The organism is Streptococcus mitis, assembly GCF_023109515.1.
GTDB lineage: Bacteria > Bacillota > Bacilli > Lactobacillales > Streptococcaceae > Streptococcus > Streptococcus mitis_CS.
The window spans coordinates 329565-353981 of the sequence record NZ_JALDUM010000001.1; the positions used below are offsets into that span (position 1 = coordinate 329565).

Annotated in this window: 24 protein-coding genes; 17 read left to right on the top strand and 7 right to left on the bottom strand. The window is 39.3% G+C overall.

All coding sequences use genetic code 11. From position 1 onward, the window contains the following. Nucleotides 1-46: 46 nt before the first annotated feature. Both ciaR and ciaH read left to right on the top strand, forming a co-directional pair. Nucleotides 47-721, top strand: a complete 675-nt coding sequence (gene ciaR, locus M1G05_RS01730) for a two-component system response regulator CiaR (protein WP_000590639.1) — start codon at nucleotides 47-49, stop codon at nucleotides 719-721. Beyond that, nucleotides 711-2045 carry a two-component system sensor histidine kinase CiaH gene (gene ciaH / locus M1G05_RS01735; protein ID WP_227325972.1) on the top strand — a complete coding sequence of 445 codons (1335 nt, stop codon included), beginning with the start codon at nucleotides 711-713 and terminating at the stop codon, nucleotides 2043-2045. Before ciaR ends, ciaH begins: the two co-directional genes overlap by 11 nt. 33 nt (nucleotides 2046-2078) lie before the next feature. Here the strand turns inward: ciaH and M1G05_RS01740 are convergent, their stop codons facing one another. Continuing rightward, nucleotides 2079-2366 carry a DUF3270 domain-containing protein gene (locus tag M1G05_RS01740; protein WP_227325973.1) on the bottom strand — a complete coding sequence of 96 codons (288 nt, stop codon included), beginning with the start codon at nucleotides 2364-2366 and terminating at the stop codon, nucleotides 2079-2081. 358 nt (nucleotides 2367-2724) lie between these two features. Here M1G05_RS01740 and M1G05_RS01745 point away from each other — a divergent pair, with 358 nt between their 5' ends. The 9 genes from M1G05_RS01745 (at nucleotide 2725) to ezrA (ending at nucleotide 14421) form a co-directional block, all read left to right on the top strand. After that, nucleotides 2725-3780, top strand: coding sequence for an ABC transporter permease (locus tag M1G05_RS01745; RefSeq protein ID WP_247952910.1), 1056 nt, complete (start codon nucleotides 2725-2727; stop codon nucleotides 3778-3780). Nucleotides 3781-3793: 13 nt separating this feature from the next. Continuing rightward, nucleotides 3794-4474, top strand: a complete 681-nt coding sequence (locus M1G05_RS01750; protein ID WP_000125744.1) for an ABC transporter ATP-binding protein — start codon at nucleotides 3794-3796, stop codon at nucleotides 4472-4474. Nucleotides 4475-4598: 124 nt separating this feature from the next. Further along, complete coding sequence (locus M1G05_RS01755; protein ID WP_247952917.1) at nucleotides 4599-5528, top strand: peptidase U32 family protein; 930 nt, start codon at nucleotides 4599-4601, stop codon at nucleotides 5526-5528. A gap of 198 nt (nucleotides 5529-5726) precedes the next feature. Next, nucleotides 5727-8177 (top strand): bifunctional DnaQ family exonuclease/ATP-dependent helicase, encoded by a 2451-nt coding sequence (locus M1G05_RS01760; protein WP_247952926.1) that lies wholly within the window; start codon nucleotides 5727-5729, stop codon nucleotides 8175-8177. Nucleotides 8178-8213: 36 nt separating this feature from the next. Beyond that, the gene (locus tag M1G05_RS01765) at nucleotides 8214-9437 is read left to right on the top strand and encodes an FtsW/RodA/SpoVE family cell cycle protein (protein ID WP_247952927.1); all 1224 of its coding nucleotides are present in this window, start codon (nucleotides 8214-8216) and stop codon (nucleotides 9435-9437) included. A 10-nt stretch (nucleotides 9438-9447) separates the two neighbouring features. After that, a complete protein-coding gene (locus M1G05_RS01770; RefSeq protein WP_125442835.1) occupies nucleotides 9448-10002 on the top strand; it encodes a DJ-1 family glyoxalase III in 555 nt (184 codons plus the stop codon). Nucleotides 10003-10087: 85 nt separating this feature from the next. Next, complete coding sequence (locus M1G05_RS01775; protein WP_203180582.1) at nucleotides 10088-10651, top strand: HAD family hydrolase; 564 nt, start codon at nucleotides 10088-10090, stop codon at nucleotides 10649-10651. A 14-nt stretch (nucleotides 10652-10665) separates the two neighbouring features. Then, nucleotides 10666-12612 carry a DNA topoisomerase (ATP-hydrolyzing) subunit B gene (gene gyrB, locus M1G05_RS01780; RefSeq protein WP_247952929.1) on the top strand — a complete coding sequence of 649 codons (1947 nt, stop codon included), beginning with the start codon at nucleotides 10666-10668 and terminating at the stop codon, nucleotides 12610-12612. Between the two features lie 81 nt (nucleotides 12613-12693). Further along, nucleotides 12694-14421, top strand: a complete 1728-nt coding sequence (gene ezrA / locus M1G05_RS01785; protein ID WP_247952930.1) for a septation ring formation regulator EzrA — start codon at nucleotides 12694-12696, stop codon at nucleotides 14419-14421. 47 nt (nucleotides 14422-14468) lie between these two features. Here the strand turns inward: ezrA and M1G05_RS01790 are convergent, their stop codons facing one another. The 5 genes from M1G05_RS01790 to M1G05_RS01810 form a co-directional block, all read right to left on the bottom strand. After that, a complete protein-coding gene (locus tag M1G05_RS01790; protein WP_004256539.1) occupies nucleotides 14469-15101 on the bottom strand; it encodes a GNAT family N-acetyltransferase in 633 nt (210 codons plus the stop codon). 135 nt (nucleotides 15102-15236) lie between these two features. Continuing rightward, a complete protein-coding gene (locus M1G05_RS01795) occupies nucleotides 15237-15536 on the bottom strand; it encodes a DUF1827 family protein (RefSeq protein ID WP_000767189.1) in 300 nt (99 codons plus the stop codon). A 58-nt stretch (nucleotides 15537-15594) separates the two neighbouring features. Continuing rightward, complete coding sequence (locus tag M1G05_RS01800; protein WP_020902950.1) at nucleotides 15595-16047, bottom strand: NUDIX hydrolase; 453 nt, start codon at nucleotides 16045-16047, stop codon at nucleotides 15595-15597. 129 nt (nucleotides 16048-16176) lie between these two features. After that, nucleotides 16177-18435: an ATP-dependent Clp protease ATP-binding subunit gene (locus M1G05_RS01805; RefSeq protein ID WP_247952932.1), complete on the bottom strand. Its 2259-nt coding sequence runs from the start codon at nucleotides 18433-18435 to the stop codon at nucleotides 16177-16179. A gap of 228 nt (nucleotides 18436-18663) precedes the next feature. Further along, nucleotides 18664-18894, bottom strand: coding sequence for a DUF1797 family protein (locus M1G05_RS01810; protein WP_000443570.1), 231 nt, complete (start codon nucleotides 18892-18894; stop codon nucleotides 18664-18666). A gap of 191 nt (nucleotides 18895-19085) precedes the next feature. Between M1G05_RS01810 and M1G05_RS01815 the strand changes: the two genes are divergently transcribed. The 5 genes from M1G05_RS01815 (at nucleotide 19086) to M1G05_RS01835 (ending at nucleotide 23292) form a co-directional block, all read left to right on the top strand. Beyond that, a complete protein-coding gene (locus M1G05_RS01815; protein ID WP_084929996.1) occupies nucleotides 19086-19769 on the top strand; it encodes an amino acid ABC transporter permease in 684 nt (227 codons plus the stop codon). Further along, nucleotides 19769-20503 carry an amino acid ABC transporter ATP-binding protein gene (locus M1G05_RS01820; protein ID WP_227325982.1) on the top strand — a complete coding sequence of 245 codons (735 nt, stop codon included), beginning with the start codon at nucleotides 19769-19771 and terminating at the stop codon, nucleotides 20501-20503. The genes M1G05_RS01815 and M1G05_RS01820 overlap by 1 nt, the downstream gene beginning before the upstream one ends. A gap of 177 nt (nucleotides 20504-20680) precedes the next feature. Beyond that, nucleotides 20681-21541: a bifunctional methylenetetrahydrofolate dehydrogenase/methenyltetrahydrofolate cyclohydrolase gene (locus M1G05_RS01825; RefSeq protein ID WP_247952934.1), complete on the top strand. Its 861-nt coding sequence runs from the start codon at nucleotides 20681-20683 to the stop codon at nucleotides 21539-21541. Nucleotides 21542-21604: 63 nt separating this feature from the next. Further along, nucleotides 21605-22426, top strand: a complete 822-nt coding sequence (locus M1G05_RS01830) for a hypothetical protein (RefSeq protein ID WP_045611388.1) — start codon at nucleotides 21605-21607, stop codon at nucleotides 22424-22426. Between the two features lie 14 nt (nucleotides 22427-22440). Next, complete coding sequence (locus M1G05_RS01835; RefSeq protein WP_247952935.1) at nucleotides 22441-23292, top strand: NAD(P)H-hydrate dehydratase; 852 nt, start codon at nucleotides 22441-22443, stop codon at nucleotides 23290-23292. A 24-nt stretch (nucleotides 23293-23316) separates the two neighbouring features. Here the strand turns inward: M1G05_RS01835 and M1G05_RS01840 are convergent, their stop codons facing one another. Then, nucleotides 23317-23502 (bottom strand): hypothetical protein, encoded by a 186-nt coding sequence (locus M1G05_RS01840; RefSeq protein WP_001068558.1) that lies wholly within the window; start codon nucleotides 23500-23502, stop codon nucleotides 23317-23319. Nucleotides 23503-23733: 231 nt separating this feature from the next. Here M1G05_RS01840 and rpiA point away from each other — a divergent pair, with 231 nt between their 5' ends. Further along, nucleotides 23734-24417 carry a ribose-5-phosphate isomerase RpiA gene (gene rpiA / locus M1G05_RS01845; protein WP_247952937.1) on the top strand — a complete coding sequence of 228 codons (684 nt, stop codon included), beginning with the start codon at nucleotides 23734-23736 and terminating at the stop codon, nucleotides 24415-24417.

Consider the following 24417-nt stretch of genomic DNA (forward strand, 5'->3'; position numbering starts at 1 on the left):
TTTAAGGCAAATTTGGTATAATGGTTTTATTAAGGAGGAGTTTCTCATGATAAAAATCTTATTAGTTGAGGATGACCTAGGCCTGTCAAATTCAGTATTTGACTTTTTAGACGATTTTGCGGATGTCATGCAGGTATTTGATGGGGAAGAAGGACTCTACGAAGCTGAAAGTGGCGTCTATGACTTGATTTTGCTCGATTTAATGTTGCCTGAAAAAAATGGCTTCCAAGTCTTGAAAGAATTGCGTGAAAAGGGAATTACGACTCCAGTTCTGATCATGACTGCCAAGGAAAGCTTGGATGACAAGGGACATGGATTTGAACTGGGAGCAGATGACTATCTGACCAAACCTTTCTACCTAGAAGAACTCAAAATGCGGATTCAAGCCCTTCTCAAACGTTCAGGTAAATTTAATGAAAACACCTTGACTTATGGAAATATTGTAGTTAATTTGTCAACCAATACCGTTAAAGTCGAAGATACTCCTGTCGAATTGCTGGGGAAAGAGTTCGATTTATTAGTTTATTTCCTTCAAAATCAAAATGTTATTTTGCCTAAGACTCAGATTTTTGATCGTTTATGGGGATTTGATAGTGACACAACGATTTCAGTTGTCGAAGTTTACGTTTCAAAAGTCCGTAAGAAATTAAAAGGAACCACTTTTGCAGAGAATTTGCAAACCTTGCGTAGTGTTGGGTATATTTTAAAAGATGTTCAGTAAACTAAAAAAAACATGGTATGCGGATGACTTTAGTTATTTTATTCGCAACTTCGGTGTCTTCACCCTGATTTTCTCTACCATGACTCTGATTATTTTACAGGTCATGCACTCGAGTCTTTATACTTCGGTGGATGATAAGCTTCATGGGCTGAGTGAAAATCCTCAAGCAGTTATTCAGCTTGCTGTAAATAGGGCAACAGAAGAGATTAAAGACTTAGAGAATGCGGCTACAGATACTAGCAAGACTGAGGTGAAACCCAATGTCAGTTCCAATACGGAGGTTATTCTTTTTGATAAGAATTTTACACAGCTCCTTTCTGGAAATCGATTTTTGGGATTGGATAAGATTAAGTTAGAAAAGAAAGAACTAGGTCATATCTATCAGATTCAAGTTTTTAATAGCTATGGACAAGAAGAAATTTATCGCATGATTTTGATGGAAACCAATATCAGTTCGGTTTCAACTAATATCAAGTATGCAGCTGTCTTGATTAATACCAGTCAGTTGGAGCAGGCCAGTCAAAAGCATGAGCAATTGATTGTGATTGTGATGGCTAGTTTCTGGATTTTGTCTTTGATCGCCAGTCTCTATCTAGCTAGAGTCAGTGTTCGTCCTCTGCTTGAGAGCATGCAGAAGCAACAGTCCTTTGTGGAAAATGCCAGTCATGAGTTACGAACTCCACTCGCAGTTTTGCAAAATCGCTTAGAGACCCTTTTCCGTAAGCCAGAAGCAACCATTATGGATGTGAGTGAAAGCATTGCATCGAGTTTGGAAGAAGTCCGAAATATGCGGTTTTTGACGACGAACTTGTTGAATTTAGCTCGTAGAGATGATGGGATTAAGCCGGAACTTGCAGAAGTTCCAACCAGTTTTTTCAATACGACTTTCACAAACTATGAAATGATTGCTTCGGAAAATGACCGTGTCTTCCGTTTTGAAAATCGCATCCATCGAACGATTGTCACAGATCAACTTTTACTAAAACAACTGATGACCATCCTATTTGATAATGCTATCAAATATACTGAGGAGGATGGTGAAATTGATTTTATGATTTCAGCGACTGATCGTAATCTTTATTTGTTAGTTTCCGACAATGGAGTCGGTATTTCCGCGGAAGATAAGAAGAAAATTTTTGATCGTTTTTATCGAGTGGACAAGGCTAGAACCCGTCAAAAAGGTGGTTTTGGTTTAGGTTTATCCCTAGCCAAGCAAATTGTAGATGCCCTAAAAGGAACCATTACTGTTAAAGATAATAAACCAAAGGGAACAATCTTTGAAGTGAAGATTGCCATCCACACACCATCTAAAAAGAAAAAATAAAAATATCGCTCCAGACGGGGCGATATTTTGGATTTATCTTCTACGTTTTCGTTTGATGATAGACCGTTGAACTTTTAAAACAAGTAAGCTGGATCCGATTGCTGCGGCAAAGGCAAGAGCAGTTGATAGTTTTAATGCTAAAAAGATAAAACTAAAGATAGCAATACAGATACAAAAAACAGCGATATTAACAAAAAATAGGATTTCCTTGAGATTGGCATCAGATTGCGCTTCAGGTATATAATCTTGATAGCGAGGAACCTGCTGGCTTAATTCTTTTTGATAGTCTACCTCATAGGATTGTAATTTTCTTACGGGCATTATTCTCTCCTTAACAGTACATACCTATTTTATCATTTTTTCAGCAGAGAATTATTACAGAAAGGTTACAAAAAGAATAAAGTCCCTTTTCAAAATCACTTTTCTTGACACCATAATGTGAAAATGATAGGATGGATGGACACCAAATACTTATTAATATTCATAATTGCTTATATTATCAAGGAAATAGAGCTACCAAATGATTCTTTTTTACGAAAATGTGTTTCCTTATTTTCTTGATTTTATTTAATTTGATTAGTGAGATTTGTTTTGAATACAGAGACAGATTTTCTGTCTCCTATTTTTATAGTAGTAGGGTGTCTAATCGATACCTCTTGAAAAGTTAAAGGAGATAAGCATGTATCTTGCTATCAAAGAAATATTACAAAACAAACTTCGATATAGTTTGATTTTAACTACCATTTTTCTTATCGCTTTCATGGTCTTTTTTATGACCAGCTTAGCTCTTGGTCTTGTGCGAAACAACCGAGCCGCTATTGATAATTGGCAAGCGACGGGTGTGGTTTTATCTGACTACGCAAATGATAATTTGACGGCATCTTTTATTCCTGAAAAGGATTATAAGGATAAGAGTTCTAAAGAGGCAGCTCCACTGGGTTATATGTTCGCTGTGACCAATCTAGTCGGTGATAGTGAAAAGGTCAATGTTTCCATCTTTGCTCAGGAGTGGGACTCTTTTATTTCACCTAGTTTGAAGGAGGGGCGTTATCCTGAAGGGGACGATGAGGTGGTTGTGGATCAGTCCTTTGAGAATTATGGAATCAAGCTAGGTGATGCCATTCAACTCAATGGAAGCGAAGTAAGTTACAAGATTGTAGGCCTGACCCAAGGAAATAAATTTTTCACCGAGCCTGTTGTCTTTACGAGTCTGACAACTTATTGGACCTTACAAGGAACTTTAAAATCAAATAAATCGATTTCTGCCTTGGTATTGAAAAATGATATAGAAGTGGCTGGCGATGGACTGAAACAAATTTCTATTCCCAAAATGATTTCGAAAATTCCTGGTTACACACCTCAGGTGAATGTATTTTCAGGGATGATTATTGCTATGATTGTCATCACAGGCTTGATTGTGGGTATATTTGTTTATATCATTACCATACAAAAACTAGGACTTTATGGAATAATGCGGGCTCAGGGAATACAGATCAAAACCATTGTATGGTCTCTTTTCTGTCAAATCTTCTTCCTAGCTGGTATGGGGATCGCTTTAGCCTTGCTTGCTATTGGAGGAGTGATTTTAGTCTTGCCAGCTACCTTCTTTTTCTACCCAAGTTGGTTAGCCTATTCTGTCCTAAGCTTGGTGATTTGCTTGATGGCCATGCTAGGTGGTGTCATTTCACTTCCACGCTTGCTAAAGGTGGACCCGATTACTGCGATTGCAGACTGATAAGGAGAATAGTATGACAGCATTGATTGAAATGACTCAAGTGACAAAAACGTACGGGGAAGGAAAGATGAAAGTCGTAGCTCTACATGAGACGAATTTTCAGCTAAATGCGGGAGAGTTCGTGGCTATCGTTGGGCCTTCAGGCTCTGGAAAGACGACCTTTCTAACGACTCTAGGCCAACTTCAGGAAGCATCGAGTGGAAAGATTTTAGTTAAGGGGAAGGAAACAGGCAGTTTGACGGAGAAGGAGAAAACAGACCTCCGTTTTAGAGAGTTTGGCTTTATTCTTCAGGCTTCAAACTTAATTCCTTTTCTAACGGTCAAAGAACAGCTGGATTTGATTGACAGACTGGATAAGGGAAAAAATAGTAAAAGTGATCGAAAAGAGTTACTGGACTTGTTGGATTTGGAAAAGGTACAAAATCATTATCCCAAGGCTTTATCAGGTGGTGAACGTCAACGGGCCGCAATTGCTAGAGCGCTTTATAACAATCCGAGTATCGTTCTTGCAGATGAACCAACAGCCAGTCTGGATACCCAGCGTGCTTACCAAGTAACAGAAATGTTGGCTGCCATTGCCCATGAACAAGGTAGAGGTGTTGTTATGATCACTCATGATACACGCCTTCTAGATAAGGTGGACCGTGTTTATGTGATGAACGATGGACACCTAGTTGAAGAAACACATGCATAAAAAGAGAGTGAACGGTGCTGATACTGTTCACTTTTTAATTTCAAAAGTTAAAAATAAGCCTAACTTTTTGTAAAACTCCCAGTATTCATAGCTGATTTTTGAGAAATGTGGTATAATTTTTCTTATGGAAAAGATTATCATTACAGCAACTGCTGAAAGTATTGAACAAGTTAAACAACTGCTCGAAGCTGGCGTAGACCGTATCTATGTCGGTGAGAAAGATTTTGGCCTTCGTCTGCCAACAACCTTTAGTCATGACAAATTGCGTGAAATTGCTAAGGTGGTTCATGATACTGGTAAGGAATTGATCGTTGCGGTTAACGCCCTCATGCACCAAGATATGATGGACCGTATCAAGCCTTTCTTAGACTTTTTGGAAGAAATCCAGACAGACTACATTACGATTGGGGATGCAGGTGTCTTTTATGTGGTCAATCGCGATGGTTATTCCTTTAAAACCATCTACGATGCCTCAACTATGGTGACAAGCAGTCGTCAGATCAACTTCTGGGGACAAAAGGCTGGCGCATCTGAGGCTGTTTTGGCGCGTGAAATTCCATCAGCTGAACTTTTCAAAATGCCAGAGATTTTGGAAATTCCTGCTGAAGTTTTGGTTTACGGAGCTAGCGTTATTCACCATTCTAAACGTCCGCTCTTGCAAAATTACTATAACTTCACGCATATTGATGATGAAAAGACTCGCAATCGTGACCTTTTCTTGGCAGAGCCAAGTGACCCGGAGAGCCATTATTCCATTTTTGAAGACAATCATGGTACCCACATCTTTGCCAACAATGACCTTGATTTGATGACCAAATTGACAGAATTGGTGGAGCATGGTTTCACTCACTGGAAATTAGAAGGTCTCTATACACCTGGTCAGAACTTTGTTGAGATTGCAAAACTCTTTATCCAAGCGCGTAGCTTGATTCAAGAGGGTAACTTTAGCCATGACCAAGCTTTCTTGCTGGATGAAGAAGTTCGTAAACTTCACCCTAAAAACCGTTTCCTTGATACAGGATTCTATGATTACGATCCTGACATGGTTAAATAAAGTAAATGATTCGTTGAGAGAAGGAAGATGCAAACATTTCTTCTCTCAATTTTTCATATTCTCCAATATTTTCAAAGAATTAGTAGGATAGGATGCTCTATTTGATGGGATTTTTAAGACAAGTATTGTTCTTGAGTTTGAAAATTATCCCATGTTTGCAGGTGCCAAATGGCCCTTTTTTTGGTATAATTTTTTATAATGAAAACGATTGGTAATCGCTATGTTGTGGTGGATTTAGAGGCAACTAGCACAGGTAGTAAGGCTAAAATTATCCAAGTGGGAATTGTCGTGATTGAGGACGGAAAAATCGTCGATCACTATACGACGGATATCAATCCACATGAACCTTTGGATGCTCATATCAAAGAACTGACAGGATTGACAGACCAACGTCTGGTGCAAGCACCTGATTTTTCGCAAGTTGCTAGAAAAATCTTTGACTTGGTGGAGGATGGGATTTTTGTAGCCCATAATGTTCAGTTTGATGCTAATCTCTTGGCGGAAAATTTATTTTTTGAAGGCTATGAACTAAGAAATCCTCGTGTTGACACGGTCGAATTGGCTCAGGTCTTTTTCCCTGAACTGGAAAAATATAGCTTGCCGATATTGTGTCGAGAATTAGGAATTCCTCTAAAACATGCTCACACAGCCCTTTCAGATGCCCAAGCTACAGCGGAATTACTTCTTTTTTTACGAGAAAAGATGGCCCAACTTCCTAAAGGACTCTTGGAACGTTTGCTGGAAATGGCTGACGCCCTCTTATATGAGTCCTACCTGGTTATTGAAGAAATTTATCGCAGCCAATCTATCCTGAGTTCTCCAGACTTGGTCGAAGTTCAAGGACTGTATTTCAAGAAAACTGGAGCTCCCCTGGAGCCACGAAAACTATCCCAAGATTTTTCTAAAAATATTTCTCTGTTGAATCTTGAAGTGAGGGAGGAGCAAGAAAGTTTTGCTAGAGAGGTTGGCTTGCTATTGAAAGATGAGCCTGTCTCATTAATTCAAGCACCGACAGGGATTGGGAAAACCTATGGCTATCTCTTACCCGCTTTATCTCAAGCCAAAGAGCGTCAAATTGTTCTTAGTGTTCCGACAAAGATTCTTCAAAATCAGATCATGGAAGAAGAAGGTAAACGTCTCAAGGAAGTGTTCCATATAGATATTCATAGTTTAAAGGGACCACACAATTATCTGAAGCTGGATGCCTTTCATCGTTCCCTGCAGGAATGTGATGAAAATCGCTTATTCAGACGCTTTAAAATGCAACTCTTGATCTGGTTGACAGAGACAGAAACCGGGGATTTGGATGAAATCGGGCAACTCTACCGTTACCAACATTTTTTAAGAGACCTTCGTCATGATGGAAATTTATCATCCAAGAGCTTATTTGTGACGGAAGATTTCTGGAAACGTAGTCAGGAAAGGGCAGAGACTTGCAAGCTTTTAGTGACCAATCATGCCTATCTTGTAACCAGACTTGAAGATAATCCTGAATTTATCAGCGACCGTTTACTGATTATTGATGAAGTCCAAAAAGTTTTGTTGGCTCTAGAAAATCTGCTTCAACAGACCTACGATATCCAGTCTATTATTGATTTAGTTGATAAGGCTTTAGTAGGAGAAGAAAATAGGATTCAACAACGAATATTAGAAAGTATTCGCTTTGAGTGTCTCTACTTGATAGAACAATTTCAGTCTGGAAAATCTCGAAAAAATATCTTGGATTCTCTGGCCAATCTCCACCAGTATTTTTCAGAATTAGAGGTAGAAGGCTTTGAGGAACTGGTTCGCTATTTTACGGCTGAAGGTGATTACTGGCTTGAAGCAACTGAAACGAGTCAGAAGAAAATTCAGATTTCTTCTACAAAATCAGGTCGTATTCTTCTATCTTCTTTAGTGCCTGCTTCATGTCAAGTCTTGGGAGTGTCGGCTACTCTTGAGATTAGTCAGAGGGTTTCTTTGGCAGACCTTTTAGGTTATCCCGAAGCCAAATTTGTTAAGATTGAAGCTCATAAAAAACAGGATCAAGAAGTGGTCTTGGTCAAAGATTTTCCCCTGGTAACAGAAATCTCCTTAGAAGTTTACGCTAAAGAGGTAGCTGATTTGCTGATGGATGTTCAAGTTTTCCAACAACCGATTTTGGTTCTCTTTACTGCTAAAGATATGCTTCTAGCAGTATCGGATTTACTTCCAGTTAGCCATCTGGCCCAGTATAAAAATGGGGATGTTCATCAACTGAAGAAACGCTTTGAAAAAGGAGAACAACAAATCTTGCTTGGTGCAGCAAGTTTTTGGGAGGGAGTTGATTTTTCAAGTCATCCTTTTGTGATTCAAGTTGTACCGAGACTTCCTTTCCAAAATCCCCAAGATCCCTTGACGAAAAAGATTAATCAGGAACTAATTCAAGAAGGGAAAAATGCCTTTTATGATTATCAATTGCCTATGGCTATTATTCGTTTAAAACAGGCTTTGGGAAGAAGTATGAGACGTGAACACCAACGTTCTTTAACCCTCATTCTGGATAGGAGAATCGTCGGAAAGCGATATGGCAAACAGATAGTAGCATCTCTAGCAAAAGAAGCGACTGTTAAAACCGTCTCTCGATCCGAAGTTGATGAGGCTGTTGATAAATTTTTAAATGAACTTTGATAAATAGTATTGTATGAAAGTATAAGGTTAGTGTATATGAAACGTTCTCTCGACTCTAGAGTCGATTATAGTTTGCTCCTGCCAGTATTTTTCCTACTGGTTATCGGTGTGGTAGCTATTTATATAGCTGTTAGTCATGATTATCCAAACAATATTCTGCCCATTTTAGGGCAGCAGGTCGCCTGGATCGCCTTGGGACTTGTGATTGGTTTTATAGTCATGCTCTTTAATACAGAATTTCTTTGGAAGGTGACCCCTTTTCTATATATTTTAGGCTTGGGACTCATGGTTCTGCCGATTGTCTTTTATAATCCGAGCTTGGTTGCATCCACGGGTGCTAAAAACTGGATTTCGGTAAATGGAATCACCTTGTTCCAACCGTCAGAATTTATGAAGATATCCTATATCCTCATGCTGGCTCGTGTCATTGTCCAGTTTACCAAAAAACATAAGGAATGGAGACGCACAGTTCCGCTGGACTTTTTGTTAATTTTCTGGATGATTCTCTTTACCATTCCAGTACTAGTTCTTTTGGCACTTCAAAGTGACTTGGGGACGGCTTTGGTTTTTGTGGCCATTTTCTCAGGAATCGTCTTGCTATCAGGAGTTTCTTGGAAAATTATTATCCCAGTATTTGTGACTGCTGTAACAGGAATTGCTGGTTTCTTAGCTATTTTTATCAGCAAGGATGGCCGGGCTTTTCTCCATCAACTGGGAATGCCGACATACCAAATCAACCGTATTTTAGCTTGGCTCAATCCATTTGACTTTGCCCAAACAACGACCTACCAACAGGCTCAAGGGCAGATTGCCATTGGAAGCGGTGGCTTGTTTGGTCAAGGATTTAATGCTTCTAATCTGCTTATTCCAGTTCGAGAGTCGGATATGATTTTCACGGTTATCGCAGAAGATTTTGGCTTTATTGGCTCTGTCCTTGTTATCGCCCTTTATCTCATGCTGATTTATCGTATGTTGAAGATTACTCTTAAATCAAATAATCAGTTCTACACCTATATTTCCACAGGTTTGATTATGATGTTACTCTTCCATATCTTTGAGAATATCGGTGCCGTGACAGGTTTGCTTCCTTTGACTGGGATTCCTTTACCTTTTATTTCGCAGGGAGGATCGGCTATTATCAGTAACTTGATTGGTGTTGGCTTGCTTTTATCGATGAGTTACCAGACAAACCTAGCTGAAGAAAAGAGCGGAAAAGTCCCATTCAAGCGGAAAAAGGTTGTATTAAAACAAATCAAATAAGGAGAAAATCATGGTAAAAGTAGCAGTTATGTTGGCTCAGGGCTTTGAAGAAATTGAAGCTTTGACAGTTGTGGATGTTTTGCGTCGGGCAAATATCACTTGTGATATGGTTGGGTTTGAAGAGCAAGTGACTGGTTCGCATGCAATCCAAGTCAGAGCAGATCGTGTCTTTGATGGTGATTTATCAGACTATGATATGGTTGTTCTTCCTGGCGGCATGCCTGGTTCTGCACATTTGCGCGATAATCAGGCCTTGATTCAAGAGTTGCAAAGCTTCGAGCAAGAAGGAAAAAAACTAGCAGCCATTTGTGCTGCGCCAATTGCCCTCAATCAAGCAGGGCTATTGAAAAACAAGCAGTACACTTGCTATGATGGCGTTCAAGAGCAAATCTTTGATGGTCAATATGTAAAGGAAACAGTAGTGGTAGATGGTCATTTGATAACCAGTCGAGGTCCATCAACAGCCCTTGCCTTTGCCTACGAGCTGGTAGAGCAATTAGGAGGAGATGCAGAGACTTTACGAACAGGAATGCTCTATCGAGATGTCTTTGGTAAAAATCAGTAAAACGGGAGTCAAACTCTCGTTTTTTTATGTGGAAAACTCAGGGAAATCATCGCTTTTTTCACAAAAAAATGCTATAATGAAGGGTATGAAATATCACGATTACATCTGGGATTTAGGTGGAACTTTACTGGATAATTACGAAACTTCAACAGCTGCATTTGTTGAAACATTGGTATTGTATGGCATCACACAAGACCATGACAGTGTTTATCAGGCTTTAAAGGTTTCTACTGATTTTGCGATTGAGACATTCGCTCCCAACTTAGAGAATTTTTTAGAAAAATACAAGGAAAATGAAGCCAGAGAGCTTGAACATCCGATTTTGTTTGATGGAGTTTCTGATTTATTGAAAGATATCTCAAATCAAGGTGGCCGTCATTTTTTGGTCTCTCACCGAAATAATCAAGTCTTGGAAATTTTAGAAAAAACCTCTATAGCAGTTTATTTTACAGAAGTGGTGACTTCTAACTCAGGCTTTAAGAGAAAACCAGATCCTGAGTCCATGATTTATTTAAGAGAAAAGTATCAAATTAGTTCAGGGCTTGTCATTGGTGATCGACCGATTGATATCGAAGCAGGACAAGCTGCAGGACTAGCTACCCACTTGTTTACCAGTATCGTGAATTTAAGACAAGTATTAGACATGTAAGAAAAAGGAAAAAGATGACAGAAGAAATCAAAAATCTGCAGGCACAAGATTATGATGCCAGTCAAATTCAAGTTTTAGAGGGCTTAGAGGCTGTTCGTATGCGTCCAGGGATGTATATCGGGTCAACCTCAAAAGAAGGTCTTCACCATCTAGTCTGGGAAATTGTTGATAACTCAATTGATGAGGCCTTGGCAGGATTTGCCAGCCTTATTCAAGTCTTTATTGAGCCAGATGATTCTATTACAGTTGTTGATGATGGGCGTGGTATCCCAGTCGATATTCAGGAAAAAACAGGTCGACCTGCCGTTGAGACTGTCTTTACAGTCCTTCACGCTGGAGGAAAATTTGGCGGTGGCGGATATAAGGTCTCAGGTGGTCTTCATGGAGTGGGGTCTTCAGTAGTTAATGCTCTTTCTACTCAATTAGACGTTCATGTCCACAAAAATGGTAAGATTCATTACCAAGAATATCGTCGTGGTCATGTTGTCGCAGACCTTGAGGTGGTTGGAGATACGGATAAAACGGGAACAACAGTTCACTTTACACCGGATCCAGAAATCTTCACTGAAACAACAACCTTTGATTTTGATAAATTAAATAAACGGATTCAAGAGTTGGCCTTTCTAAATCGTGGTCTTCAAATCTCCATCACAGATAAGCGTGAAGGTTTGGAACAAACCAAGCATTATCATTATGAAGGTGGGATTGCTAGTTACGTTGAATATATCAACGAGAACAAGGATGTAATCTTTGATACACCAATCTATACAGACGGTGAGATGGATGATATCACAGTTGAGGTAGCCATGCAGTACACAACTGGTTACCATGAAAATGTCATGAGTTTCGCCAATAATATTCATACCCATGAAGGTGGAACGCATGAACAAGGTTTCCGTACAGCCTTGACACGTGTCATCAACGATTATGCTCGTAAGAATAAGTTACTAAAAGACAATGAAGACAACCTGACAGGGGAAGATGTTCGCGAAGGATTAATTGCAGTTATCTCAGTTAAACACCCAAATCCACAGTTTGAAGGACAAACCAAGACCAAACTGGGGAACAGCGAAGTAGTCAAGATTACCAATCGTCTTTTCAGTGATGCCTTCTCTGATTTCCTCATGGAAAATCCACAGATTGCCAAGCGCATCGTGGAAAAAGGGATTTTAGCTGCCAAGGCTCGTGTGGCTGCTAAGCGTGCGCGTGAAGTCACTCGTAAAAAATCTGGTTTGGAAATTTCCAACCTTCCAGGAAAACTAGCAGACTGTTCTTCTAACAATCCTGCGGAAACAGAACTCTTCATCGTCGAAGGAGACTCAGCTGGTGGATCAGCAAAATCTGGTCGTAACCGTGAATTTCAGGCAATCCTTCCGATTCGAGGTAAGATTTTGAACGTTGAAAAAGCAAGTATGGATAAGATTCTTGCTAATGAAGAAATTCGTAGTCTTTTCACAGCGATGGGAACTGGATTTGGTGCAGAATTCGATGTTTCAAAAGCCCGTTACCAAAAGCTCGTTTTGATGACCGATGCCGATGTCGATGGAGCCCATATTCGTACTCTTCTTCTAACCTTGATTTATCGTTATATGAAACCAATACTAGAAGCTGGTTATGTTTATATTGCCCAACCTCCAATCTATGGTGTCAAGGTTGGAAGCGAGATTAAAGAATATATCCAGCCAGGAGCGGATCAAGAAATTAAACTCCAAGAAGCCTTGGCCCGCCACAGTGAAGGACGTGCCAAACCAACCATTCAGCGTTATAAAGGTTTGGGTGAAATGGATGATCACCAGTTGTGGGAAACAACCATGGATCCCGAACATCGCTTAATGGCAAGAGTTTCTGTGGACGATGCTGCAGAAGCAGATAAAATCTTTGATATGTTGATGGGGGATCGAGTAGAGCCTCGTCGTGAATTTATCGAAGAAAATGCCGTCTATAGTACACTTGATGTCTAAAAAATCGGGAGAAGTAGTTCCCTTGGTCTAAAAAATATGATATAATCATTACGATTGTTTCAAGTTAAAAAGGAGTTTAATATGTCTGGTAGTCTAGTAGTATATCTTATAATTGCAATTGCAATTATATTGCTGATTTCATATGCTATAGCAATTTATGTACGGAAACGCAATGAAAGTAAATTAGCAATTTTAGAAGAGAAAAAAGAAGAGCTGTACAATCTTCCAGTTAATGATGAAGTTGAAGCTGTAAAAAATATGCACTTGATTGGACAAAGTCAAGTGACTTTCCGTGAGTGGAACCAAAAATGGGTTGACCTATCTCTTAACTCTTTTGCTGATATCGAAAATAATCTTTTTGAGGCAGAAGGCTATAACAACTCATTCCATTTTTTCAAGGCCAGTCATCAAATTGACCAAATCGAGAGTCAAATTACCTTGATTGAAGAAGATATTGCGGCAATTCGCAATGCTTTGGCAGATTTGGAGAAACAAGAGTCTAAAAATAGTGGACGTGTTCTTCATACCTTGGACTTGTTTGAAGAGTTGCAACACCGAGTGGCTGATCATTCTGAAGAATATGGCCAAGGTTTATCTGAAATCGAAAAACAATTAGAAAATATCCAATCAGAGTTTTCTCAGTTTGTTACTTTAAATACTTCAGGTGACCCAGTAGAAGCTGCTGTAATTTTGGATAATGCTGAAAATCATATCTTGGCTTTGAGTCACATTGTTGACCGCCTGCCAGCGATTGTAAAAACATTATCTAAAGAGCTACCTGATCAATTGGAAGATTTGGAAGACGGTTACCGTAAACTTTTAGATGCTAATTATCATTTTGCTGAAACGGATATTGAATCTCGCTTCCAATTGCTTTATGAAGCTTTGAAGAAAAACCACGAAAATATTGCACAATTAGAGTTGGATAATGCTGAGTATGAAAATACTCAAGTTCAAGAAGAAATCAATTCACTCTATGATATCTTTACACGAGAAATCGCTGCTCAAAAAGTAGTAGAAGGCTTAGTTGCAACACTTCCTACATATTTGAAACACATGAAAGATAGTAATGCTGTTTTAGTGGAAGATATTCAACGATTGAGTAACAATTACCTACTATCTGAAACGGATGTTAGTCATGTTCATAGATTACAAGCTGAGTTAGAATCTTTAGAAGAATCTGTATTGGAATTAACTTCTGAACAAGAGGAACATTCTGAGCCTTATTCATTACTTGAAGATCGTTTGGAAAACTTACAAGCGACTTTGAAGGAAATTGAAGATGAACAAGTTTCGGTTAGTCAACGTCTTGCTCAGATTGAAAAAGATGATATCAATGCTCGCCAGAAGGCAAATGTTTATGTTAATCGTCTTCACACAATTAAGAGATATATGGAAAAACGCAATCTTCCAGGTATTCCTCAGAATTTCTTACAGTTGTTCTTTACAGCAAGTAACCATACTGAAGAGTTGATGGCTGAACTAGAAGAAGCTCGGGTCAATATCGAAGCTGTGAACCGTATGCTTGAAATTACAACCAATGATATGGAAGCACTTGAAGAAGAAACATATAATATTGTTCAATATGCAACGTTGACAGAACAATTGCTACAGTATTCGAACCGTTATCGCTCATTTGATGAACGAATTCAAGAAGCTTTTAATGAATCATTAGAAATTTTTGAAAAAGAATTTGATTATCATGCTTCATTTGATAAGATTTCGCAAGCTTTGGAAGTTGCAGAACCAGGTGTAACCAACCGTTTTGTCACTTCATACGAAAAAACACGTGAGACGATTCGTTTCTAACATAATAAAAAAGATTTGGTTCTGTGATAAGCAGCACCAAATTTTTTTTATTTATTTATAGTTTTTAAAAATGCCCAGTTACCAATTGATTTTGACCCATATTCTAAGTCCATATGGTCCAGTAATACATAATCGTTTTTTTCGTAGAATGAGGTATTTCTAGCTGTACTAGTTATGAGTCCCAAGTGTTTACAGCCTTTTGATTTGACATAAGGTTCAATCCCTTGTGTCAGAAAAGTACTGCCTATTCCCCGCCCCTTACTTTCTATATTGACAGCTAAAGCCATCAAATACCAATCAAACTCCCCTGATTGTTCTAAATGCTTTTTGGAACGTTTTACAAAGTCAAAGTATTTAAGGAGATTTTGTGGTCGAATGTAGCGAAAAATGTTTGTTCCTCCATTTCGTAGATAGGATAGTATACAGAAATCTTTTTGTTGCAAAAGGGCGACTGCAAGTAAGTCTCCATCCTGTTCCGCAATTAAACAGTTTCCCTTCTTAATATAGACTCTAGTAAGCAGAATTTGCAACGTTTCTACAAAAGCAGGATAGGAGTCAGGTTTCTTCAAATCATCAGTTATAATCGTTAAAAAGGGATAGTCAAGAAAGGAATTGGCTAATAATTTTCCAATTTTTTCGCTTTCTTCAATTCTTGCCTCTCTATATATGATGTCTCCCATGTTTGTCTCCTTAATTATCTACAAAATCTTGTATGATAAGATTTTATAGATAAAAAATTGGAGATGATTTAAAAAGCTAAATAAACCTAATTTTGTTCCATAAGGTTCAAAGCACTTTCTAATCTCTCCAAGATTTTATTTGGTTGGAATCGAAATTCCAATTAATTTTTCTGAATAGAGGGTTTTGATATTGGCCTCATCAATAGAGTCCTTATCAATTTTACGTTTCAAGAAAAATTCTTGAATAGCTTCGATTTCAGGTTCTCGAATAGCGCGGTGTTTGTTTGAGATGAGGATTTCATAGTGAAGCGGAGCTTGGGTAAAAATAACATCGGTATTCCCTGCAGAATAGACCTCAACAAGGGTTGCGTCTGTACTTTCTAGCTGGCTTTTAACAAGTTGCGAGTGTGAGTTTGTCGTATTGATTAGCTTCATAACATTTCCTCCGATTTTCTAATTCTATTATAGCACTTTTTGAATAAAGTGGCTGGATTTAGTCAATCTTATGCTGTTTTTTCCATGATTGGATTGCCCATTTATGGCTACCACGTTTGAGATTTTCAATAGCTTCATCAATAGGGAACCAGGCAATATGATTAAAGTCTTCTAGTGGCTTTTGCACTTCTTTGAAAGAAGTTGCTTCATAGAGGTAGGCAGGATTGTAGTAGTAGGTGTCACGATGACGAGAGTAGAAATATTCGTCAGCTTGTCCGTAATAGGCACCAATTTCAGCTGTGAAGCCAAGCTCTTCAATCAATTCACGTTTTAGGGCTTCCTGATGGTTCTCACCAGCTTCAATTTCGCCACCTGGTAGGAACCAAGCGCCATTGGGTGCTTGAACAAGAACAATTTGTTTTTGTTCAGCATCAGGTATAACTGCATATACGCCATAGCGTGAAACATAGTCTGTATTCGCTTTTTTTTCTCCGAAAGTTGGGTTTGCCATTGCATTTTCCTCATTATCTATTATCTTTATTATTATCTTAATGGACAAAGGCCGAGCTGTCAAGAACTTATAGTTATTTTTGTAAAAAGGAGCAGAAAATTTTCATTTTCTACTCCTTTTCTATAGGATTTATACTTCTTTTTCAGAAGTTTTTACTTCAGATTTTTTGGCAGACTTAATTTGAATCTTGCCCTTGCTGGTCATAACTGCCTTGAGGTCTTTTTCGCTTGGATTTTCAAGGTAGTAGTCAGTGATTGCGTCCTCAATATAGTCTTGAATAGTACGACGAAGTGGGCGTGCCCCCATTTTTGGATCATAACCAAGGTCAACCAATTTTTCCTTGACCTTGTCGGTTACATCCAAATGAATGTTGTTGCTAGAAAGACGTTTGTTAACATCTGCAAGCATAAGCTCGACAATCTGAAGGAGGTTATCTTTGCTGAGAGCCTTAAATTCGATAATACCATCAAAACGGTTCATAAACTCTGGGCTAAAGAAGTTACCGAGTTCACCAAGAACAGAGTTGGTACGTCCTTCTCTAGCAGCACCAAATCCAACGCTAGCTTCTGCCTTACCTGTACCTGCATTTGAAGTCATGATGATGATGGCGTCCTTGAAGCTAACGGTACGTCCTTGTCCATCTGTTAAACGACCATCGTCCAAGACCTGGAGGAACATATGCATGACATCTGGATGGGCTTTCTCTACTTCATCCAAGAGAATAAGAGAGTAGGGATTGCGGCGGACTTTTTCAGTTAATTGCCCAGCCTCGTCATAGCCGACATAACCTGGAGGGGCACCGACTAATTTCGCCACACTGTGTTTTTCCATATATTCACTCATATCAAAGCGAATCATGCTGTCAGCAGAACCAAAGAGTTCGATAGCTAATTGTTTGGAAAGTTCTGTCTTACCGACTCCAGTTGGCCCAACGAAAAGGAAACTTCCGATTGGGCGGTTAGGGGTACCGAGACCGACACGATTACGGCGAATAGCCTTGGCAATCTTATCGACAGCATCATCTTGTCCAATAACATGAGACTTGAGGTCTTCGGCTAGATGGATGAGTTGAGATTGTTCTTTCTCTTTTAAATCACCAACAGGAATATTGGTTTTCTGCTCGATAATGTGCTCAATGGTTTTCTCACTAATGATAGGAGTATCTTGGTCTGTGACCTTTTTCTTTTGCATTTCCTTATACTTGGCAATCTGGTCACGGAAGTAGGCGGCCTTCTCAAAATCTTCTTCTCGTGTAGCTTGAGATTTAAGATTTTCAGCCTCAATCAAGCGCTGATCGATTACTTTAGGATCCACAAAATTCAAGGTCAAGTTCATCTTAGAACCAGCTTCATCTAGGAGGTCAATGGCCTTGTCAGGCAAGAAGCGATCTTGGATGTAGCGATTGGACAGAGTTGCAGCTGCTTCAATTGCAGCATCGGTATACTGAACGTGGTGGTAGTCTTCGTATTTCTTTTGAATGCCTTTGAGGATAGTAATTGTTTCCTCCACTGTTGGTTCATCCACTTTAACAGGTTGCATACGACGCTCTAGGGCTGCATCTTTTTCAATGATACGGTATTCATTGAGGGTAGTAGCACCGACCAATTGCAGCTCTCCACGAGCAAGGGCGGGCTTGAGGATATTTCCTGCATCCATATTGCCATCGCCCGCAGAACCAGCACCGACTATTTCATGGATTTCATCGATAAAGAGAATGATGTCCTCACGTTTGCGAATTTCTTCCATGAGTTTTTGCATGCGTTCTTCAAATTGTCCACGGATACCTGTTCCTTGAACTAGGCTAACCACATCCAGACGGATGACCTGTTTGCCTTGTAGTTTATGTGGAACGTCGCCATCAACGATTTTCTGAGCTAGACCTTCGACAACGGCAGTTTTTCCGACACCAGGTTCACCGATAAGAACAGGATTATTCTTGGTTCTGCGATTGAGAATTTCGATGACACGGATAATCTCATCGTCGCGGCCAATAACGGGGTCAATATCTCCACGACGGGCAATTTCAGTTACGTTGATACCAAATTCTTCCAGCAGGCCTTTTTCTTGGCTTGGTGGTGGAGTTTGAGCAGATCCACGATTTTGGGAACCATAACCGCCGTTTCCACCGTAACCTCCACCTGATTGGGTTGGGGGAGTCGGAGGAGTATTGTTAGAAGGTCTAAAATTGTTTAGGTCATTGAAGAAATCACCAAAGGGATCAAAGTCACGATTGTTCAGATCCGTCATACCTTTAAAGAGGCTATTGTTAGGATCTGTCTTGATAATCTTATAGCAGTTTTGACAGAGGTCAATTTGTTTTTGTTTTCCATTGAGATTGGTGTAAAGATGAATTGTTGAGTCGTTAATTTTACAGTTTTGACAAAGCATACATCTACCTCATTTCTTTCTTTAGCTTGACCTATATAAAGGTCAAAAATAGTCAAATTTCTATACTCTCATTATAACAGGATTGGGGTGTAAAGCAAGTAAAAAGATTGCAGCTTTGAGAAGTTGTTATAATGAAAATTTTTGTGAATTTGGACTAAAAAAATCCTATTTGTGAGACAAAAAGGATTTTGGTTAGACATGCAGGGTGTAATCCCAGCTTGTTTTGTATTAGTAAAGGAGTTCGTAAATCTCCATTGCAATCAAGTCAATGCTGTCAAACGTATAAGTTTCGCGAGCTTCGACATCACGAAGTGTAAAGATTGAGCCGTTTTCTTCATCATGGCTGTATGCAACTTCTGCAACAACAACTCCTTCGCGTTCAAAATTACGTTTTAAATTTCCGCCGTCTTTTGCCATTGCTTCAAGGCGGTTGATGATTCTAACCAAATGTGATTCCATTTTGATTCTCCTTCATTTCTTATCGTTACTATTTTACCATAAAGGAGGCCAACTTGACTAGAAAAAACTAAGATTTCTCGCTAATTCTACCAGCTGAAAGTTTTTTTTGAATAAATCGGATAAAAAGTTTGAATTTTAATTCAATACATGTTATAATCATACAGTATTCTATTTTAGAAAGCAGTGTGACTATGAATTTTTCTTTTTTACCTAAGTATTTGCCTTATTTTAACTATGGGGCTATTGTGACGGTTCTCATTTCTATCTGCGTTGTCTTTTTTGGGACTATTTTGGGTGTTGTCTTGGCTTTTGGGCAACGTTCAAAGTTTAAACCGCTTGTTTGGCTTGCCAACTTGTACGTTTGGATTTTCCGTGGGACACCGATGATGGTTCAGATTATGATTGCCTTTGCTCTTATGCATATCAATGCTCCGACTATTCAGATCGGGATTTTGGGTGTTGATCTTTCTCGTCTGATTCCAGGGATTTTGATTATCTCAATGAACAGTGGTGCTTATGTTTCTGAGACTGTTCGGGCTGGGATTAATGCGGTTCCAAAAGGTCAACTAGAGGCGGCCTATTCTTTAGGGATCCGTCCTAAAAATGCGATGCGCTATGTGATTTTGCCACAAGCTATCAAAAATATCTTGCCAGCATTGGGAAACGAATTTATCACTATTATCAAGGATAGTTCTCTCTTATCAGCTATTGGTGTCATGGAGTTGTGGAATGGGGCTACAACAGTTTCTACAACAACCTATCTACCTTTAACACCACTTTTATTTGCAGCCTTTTATTACTTGATTATGACTTCTATTTTGACAGTAGCCTTGAAAGCTTTTGAAAAACGTATGGGACAAGGAGATAAGAAATAATGACAGAAACCTTGATAAAAATTGAAAATTTACATAAATCATTTGGAAAGAATGAAGTATTGAAGGGCATCAACCTCGAGATTAAACGTGGAGAAGTTGTCGTTATCATCGGTCCTTCGGGGAGCGGGAAATCTACCTTGCTTCGTTCTATGAATTTGTTGGAAGAAGCAACCAATGGGAAGGTTATCTTTGAGGGAGTTGATATTACGGACAAGAAGAATGACCTGTTTGCTATGCGTGAGAAGATGGGCATGGTCTTCCAACAATTTAATCTCTTTCCTAATATGACTGTGATGGAAAATATCACCTTGTCTCCTATCAAGACCAAAGGTGAAAGTAAGGCTGTTGCTGAGAAGAGAGCCCAAGAGCTTTTGGAAAAAGTTGGTTTGCCAGATAAAGCAGATGCTTATCCACAGAGTCTGTCGGGCGGGCAGCAACAACGGATTGCCATCGCGCGTGGGTTGGCTATGGAACCTGATGTTTTGCTCTTTGACGAGCCAACTTCAGCCCTGGACCCTGAAATGGTAGGTGAGGTGTTGGCTGTTATGCAAGACCTTGCCAAGTCAGGGATGACTATGGTTATTGTAACTCATGAAATGGGATTTGCCCGTGAGGTTGCAGACCGTGTCATCTTTATGGCAGACGGTGTGGTTGTTGAAGATGGAACACCTGAACAGATTTTTGAACAAACCCAAGAACAACGGACTAAAGACTTCTTGAGTAAGGTTTTATAAGTTAGTTTTGTGGAGCTATTTGTAGCTAACTTTACATATAAAGTATAGATTAATGAAAAGCTCGACTAGAGCTTTTTCTTATAGTTTGAAACTATAGGATAGCCTAGGAAAGAAGTGTTAGAGGGGACCAACAGTTTTTGGTATAATGGAAGATATTTGAAAGAAAAGAGAAGTGATATGACACAGATTATTGATGGGAAGGCTCTAGCAGCTAAGTTACAAGGACAGCTGGCTGAAAAGACTGCAAGATTAAAGGAAGAAACGGGGCTAGTACCTGGTTTGGTAGTGATTTTGGTTGGGGACAACCCTGCCAGCCAAGTCTACGTTCGTAACAAGGAGAGGTCAGCCCTTGCAGCTGGTTTCCGTAGTGAAGTTGTGCGAGTTCCAGATACTATTACTCAAGAGGAATTGTTAGACTTGATTGCCAAATACAATCAAGATTCAGCTTGGCATGGGATTTTGGTCCAGTTACCATTGCCAAAACATATTGATGAAGAGGCAGTTTTGTTGGCCATTGATCCTGAGAAGGATGTAGATGGTTTTCATCCCTTAAATATGGGGCGTCTCTGGTCTGGTCATCCGGTCATGATTCCTTCGACACCTGCAGGAATTATGGAAATGTTTCATGAATATGGGATTGACTTGGAAGGTAAAAATGCGGTCGTCATCGGTCGTTCAAACATTGTTGGAAAACCCATGGCCCAGCTTCTTTTAGCCAAAAATGCAACAGTGACCTTGACCCACTCACGCACCCATAATCTTGCCAAGGTGGCTGCAAAAGCTGATATTCTTGTGGTAGCAATTGGTCGTGCTAAATTTGTGACTCCTGATTTTGTGAAACCAGGTGCGGTAGTTATTGACGTTGGGATGAACCGCGATGAAAATGGTAAGCTCTGTGGTGATGTTGATTATGAGGCAGTTGCCCCACTTGCTAGCCATATTACGCCAGTTCCTGGAGGTGTAGGTCCTATGACCATTACTATGCTGATGGAGCAAACTTATCAAGCAGCACTCCGGACATTGGAGAGAAAATTTTAAAAGTAAGTTTATAAAAGGAGGTATGCGCTTCCTTTTTGTTGTATAATGGAGTGAGGTGATTAGATGATTTTAAAAATTTATAATGGAGAATATAGTTTACAATGGGATAGAATATACTACTTAGCACTAATTGATTATCCAAATATTCAAGAGTGGGAATTAGAAAAAATTGCTAAATTTATAGCTTACGAAAAACTTCATAGACGTCAAACAAGTATTGAGTGTGCTGATTCTTGTTTAAAAAAAGAAATTTTAGATTACATCTGTCAGCATCCCTTTCTGCCACCATTTACCCCTACAGATAAAAGAGTAGCCTCGACTTATGATCTACATAAGAGGTTAGTGACTTCAGACTACTGTAGTCATACTACGACTATAGATGTAGCGATTTCTATCTTTAAAACAGGTCAGATTTTATCTGCTGTGAAAGCCTTTGGGCGAGATGCTGAGGAGTTGGTTTTGGATAGTAGAAATGCTGCATCGGATCCGATAGATTATTTTGACTATGTCATGTTAGGGTGGTCAAATACAAGTTCTGGTTATCGATTAGCGATGGAGCGTTTATTAGGTCGAGCTCCTTCAGAGAAAGAATTACAAGACAAGTTTATTCCTGGAGTAAGTTTTCATTTTATCTATACAGATTTGATTAAAGTTCCTGGTTATATTTTTGATGGTTACCATGCTGTAAAAATTAAGGACATGCTTAATTTATTAAGTGAGTTGTATATTTGCATTATTCCAACTCATAATAAGAGCCAATTTGAAAATATTATTCCAACCAAAATACAAGATAGGGTGTATTATCTTGACTATGCTGGAGAAGACTTAGAAGAGTGGACTAAGAAAGTCTATCAAGTTGTTTTAAAACAATCAGATAAAGGATAGTTGAGGAAAAAACGATGAAAGTGATTGATCAAGCCTTACTAGAAAAAGTCATTATTGAACGTTCTCGTACAAGTCATAAAGGAGACTATGGCCGTCTGCTCTTGCTTGGTGGGACTTATCCCTATGGTGGTGCTATCGTCATGGCTGCTTTAGCAGCTGTAAAAAGCGGTGCAGGATTGGTGACTGTTGGAACGGATAGGGAAAATATCCCAGCTTTGCACAGTCATTTACCTGAGGCTATGGCCTTTTCTCTTCAAGACCAGCAACTGTTAAAAGAGCAGTTGGAGAGGGCAGAAGTGGTCTTAGTGGGACCTGGTTTACGAGACGATGCTTTTGGAGAAAATCTAGTAAAACAGGTTTTTGCTAGATTAAGACAGAATCAGATTTTGATTGTAGACGGAGGGGCCTTAACCATCCTTGCTAGAACTAGATTATCATTTCCTTCGTGTCAGCTTATCTTAACTCCCCACCAAAAAGAATGGGAAAAACTGTCTGGAATTACTATTGAAAAGCAAAACGAAGATACAACAGCTAGTGCCCTGACTTCTTTCCCTCAAGGAACAATTTTGGTAGAAAAAGGTCCAGCTACTCGTATTTGGCAAGCTGGCCAATCTGATTATTACCAGTTACAGGTTGGCGGTCCCTATCAGGCGACTGGGGGAATGGGAGATACTCTTGCTGGAATGATTGCAGGATTTGCAGGCCAATTTCGACAGGCCAGTCTCTACGAACGTGTGGCAGTAGCAACCCATCTTCATTCAGCCATAGCCCAAGAACTATCTCAAGAACATTATGTGGTCTTGCCGACGGAAATTAGCAGTCATCTTCCCAAAATAATGAAAAAAATATCTCAAAAAGGCACCTGATTGTTTCAGGCGCCTTTATATCTTTTAGAAAAATCCTTTAATCTTTCCAACGAGGCCATCTAGACCTTCAGAACCAGAAATCAACTGTTGAGCTTGAGAGAAGTATTCTCCAAGCTGTTCTTGATTTTCTGCAACAAATGTTTTTGCAGCTTCGAAATCTTTTGTTTCAATTAACTCTTTTACTTGATTAAACAAATCTAATGGATTCATCCTATTTCTCCTTTTCTGTACTTAACTATTTAACCATCTTTATGATAAAAAATCAACTGTTGCTGCTTTTGGCTAGGACATGTTTTTATCTACAAGTTCTCATAACTAAGATTCTAACTACCAAAACAAGGTGGACATAAAAATAAAAATGTTCGGGTTTTTCTAGTGTATCCATGAAATAAAAACGGATACATGTTATAATAGAAATAGCTCTTTAATGGAGGTGTTTGAGTGGAAAATCTGAAGAAAATGGCAGGTATCAAGGCTGCTGAGTTTGTCAAGGATGGCATGGTAGTCGGACTTGGAACGGGGTCTACTGCCTATTATTTCGTAGAAGAAGTCGGTCGTCGGATCAAGGAAGAAGGGTTACAGATTACAGCTGTAACGACTTCTAGTGTGACTAGTAAACAGGCTGAAGGGCTTAATATCCCGCTCAAGTCGATTGACCAAGTAGATGTTGTAGATGTGACGGTTGATGGAGCGGATGAGGTGGATAGCCAGTTTAACGGAATCAAAGGTGGTGGTGGTGCCCTTCTCATGGAGAAGGTTGTGGCAACGCCCTCAAAAGAATATATTTGGGTAGTGGATGAAAGCAAGCTAGTCGAGAAACTGGGTGCTTTTAAATTGCCAGTAGAAGTGGTTCAGTATGGCGCAGAGCAGGTTTTTCGTCGTTTTGAGCGAGCTGGCTACAAACCAAGTTTCCGTGAAAAAGACGGCCACCGTTTTGTGACCGATATGCAGAATTTTATCATTGACCTTGCCTTGGATGTCATTGAAGATCCAATTGCCTTTGGGAAAGAATTGGACCATATCGTTGGTGTTGTAGAGCACGGCTTATTCAATCAAATGGTGGATAAGGTCATCGTTGCTGGACGAGACGGGGTTCAGATTTTAACTTCAACAAAAGCAAGATAA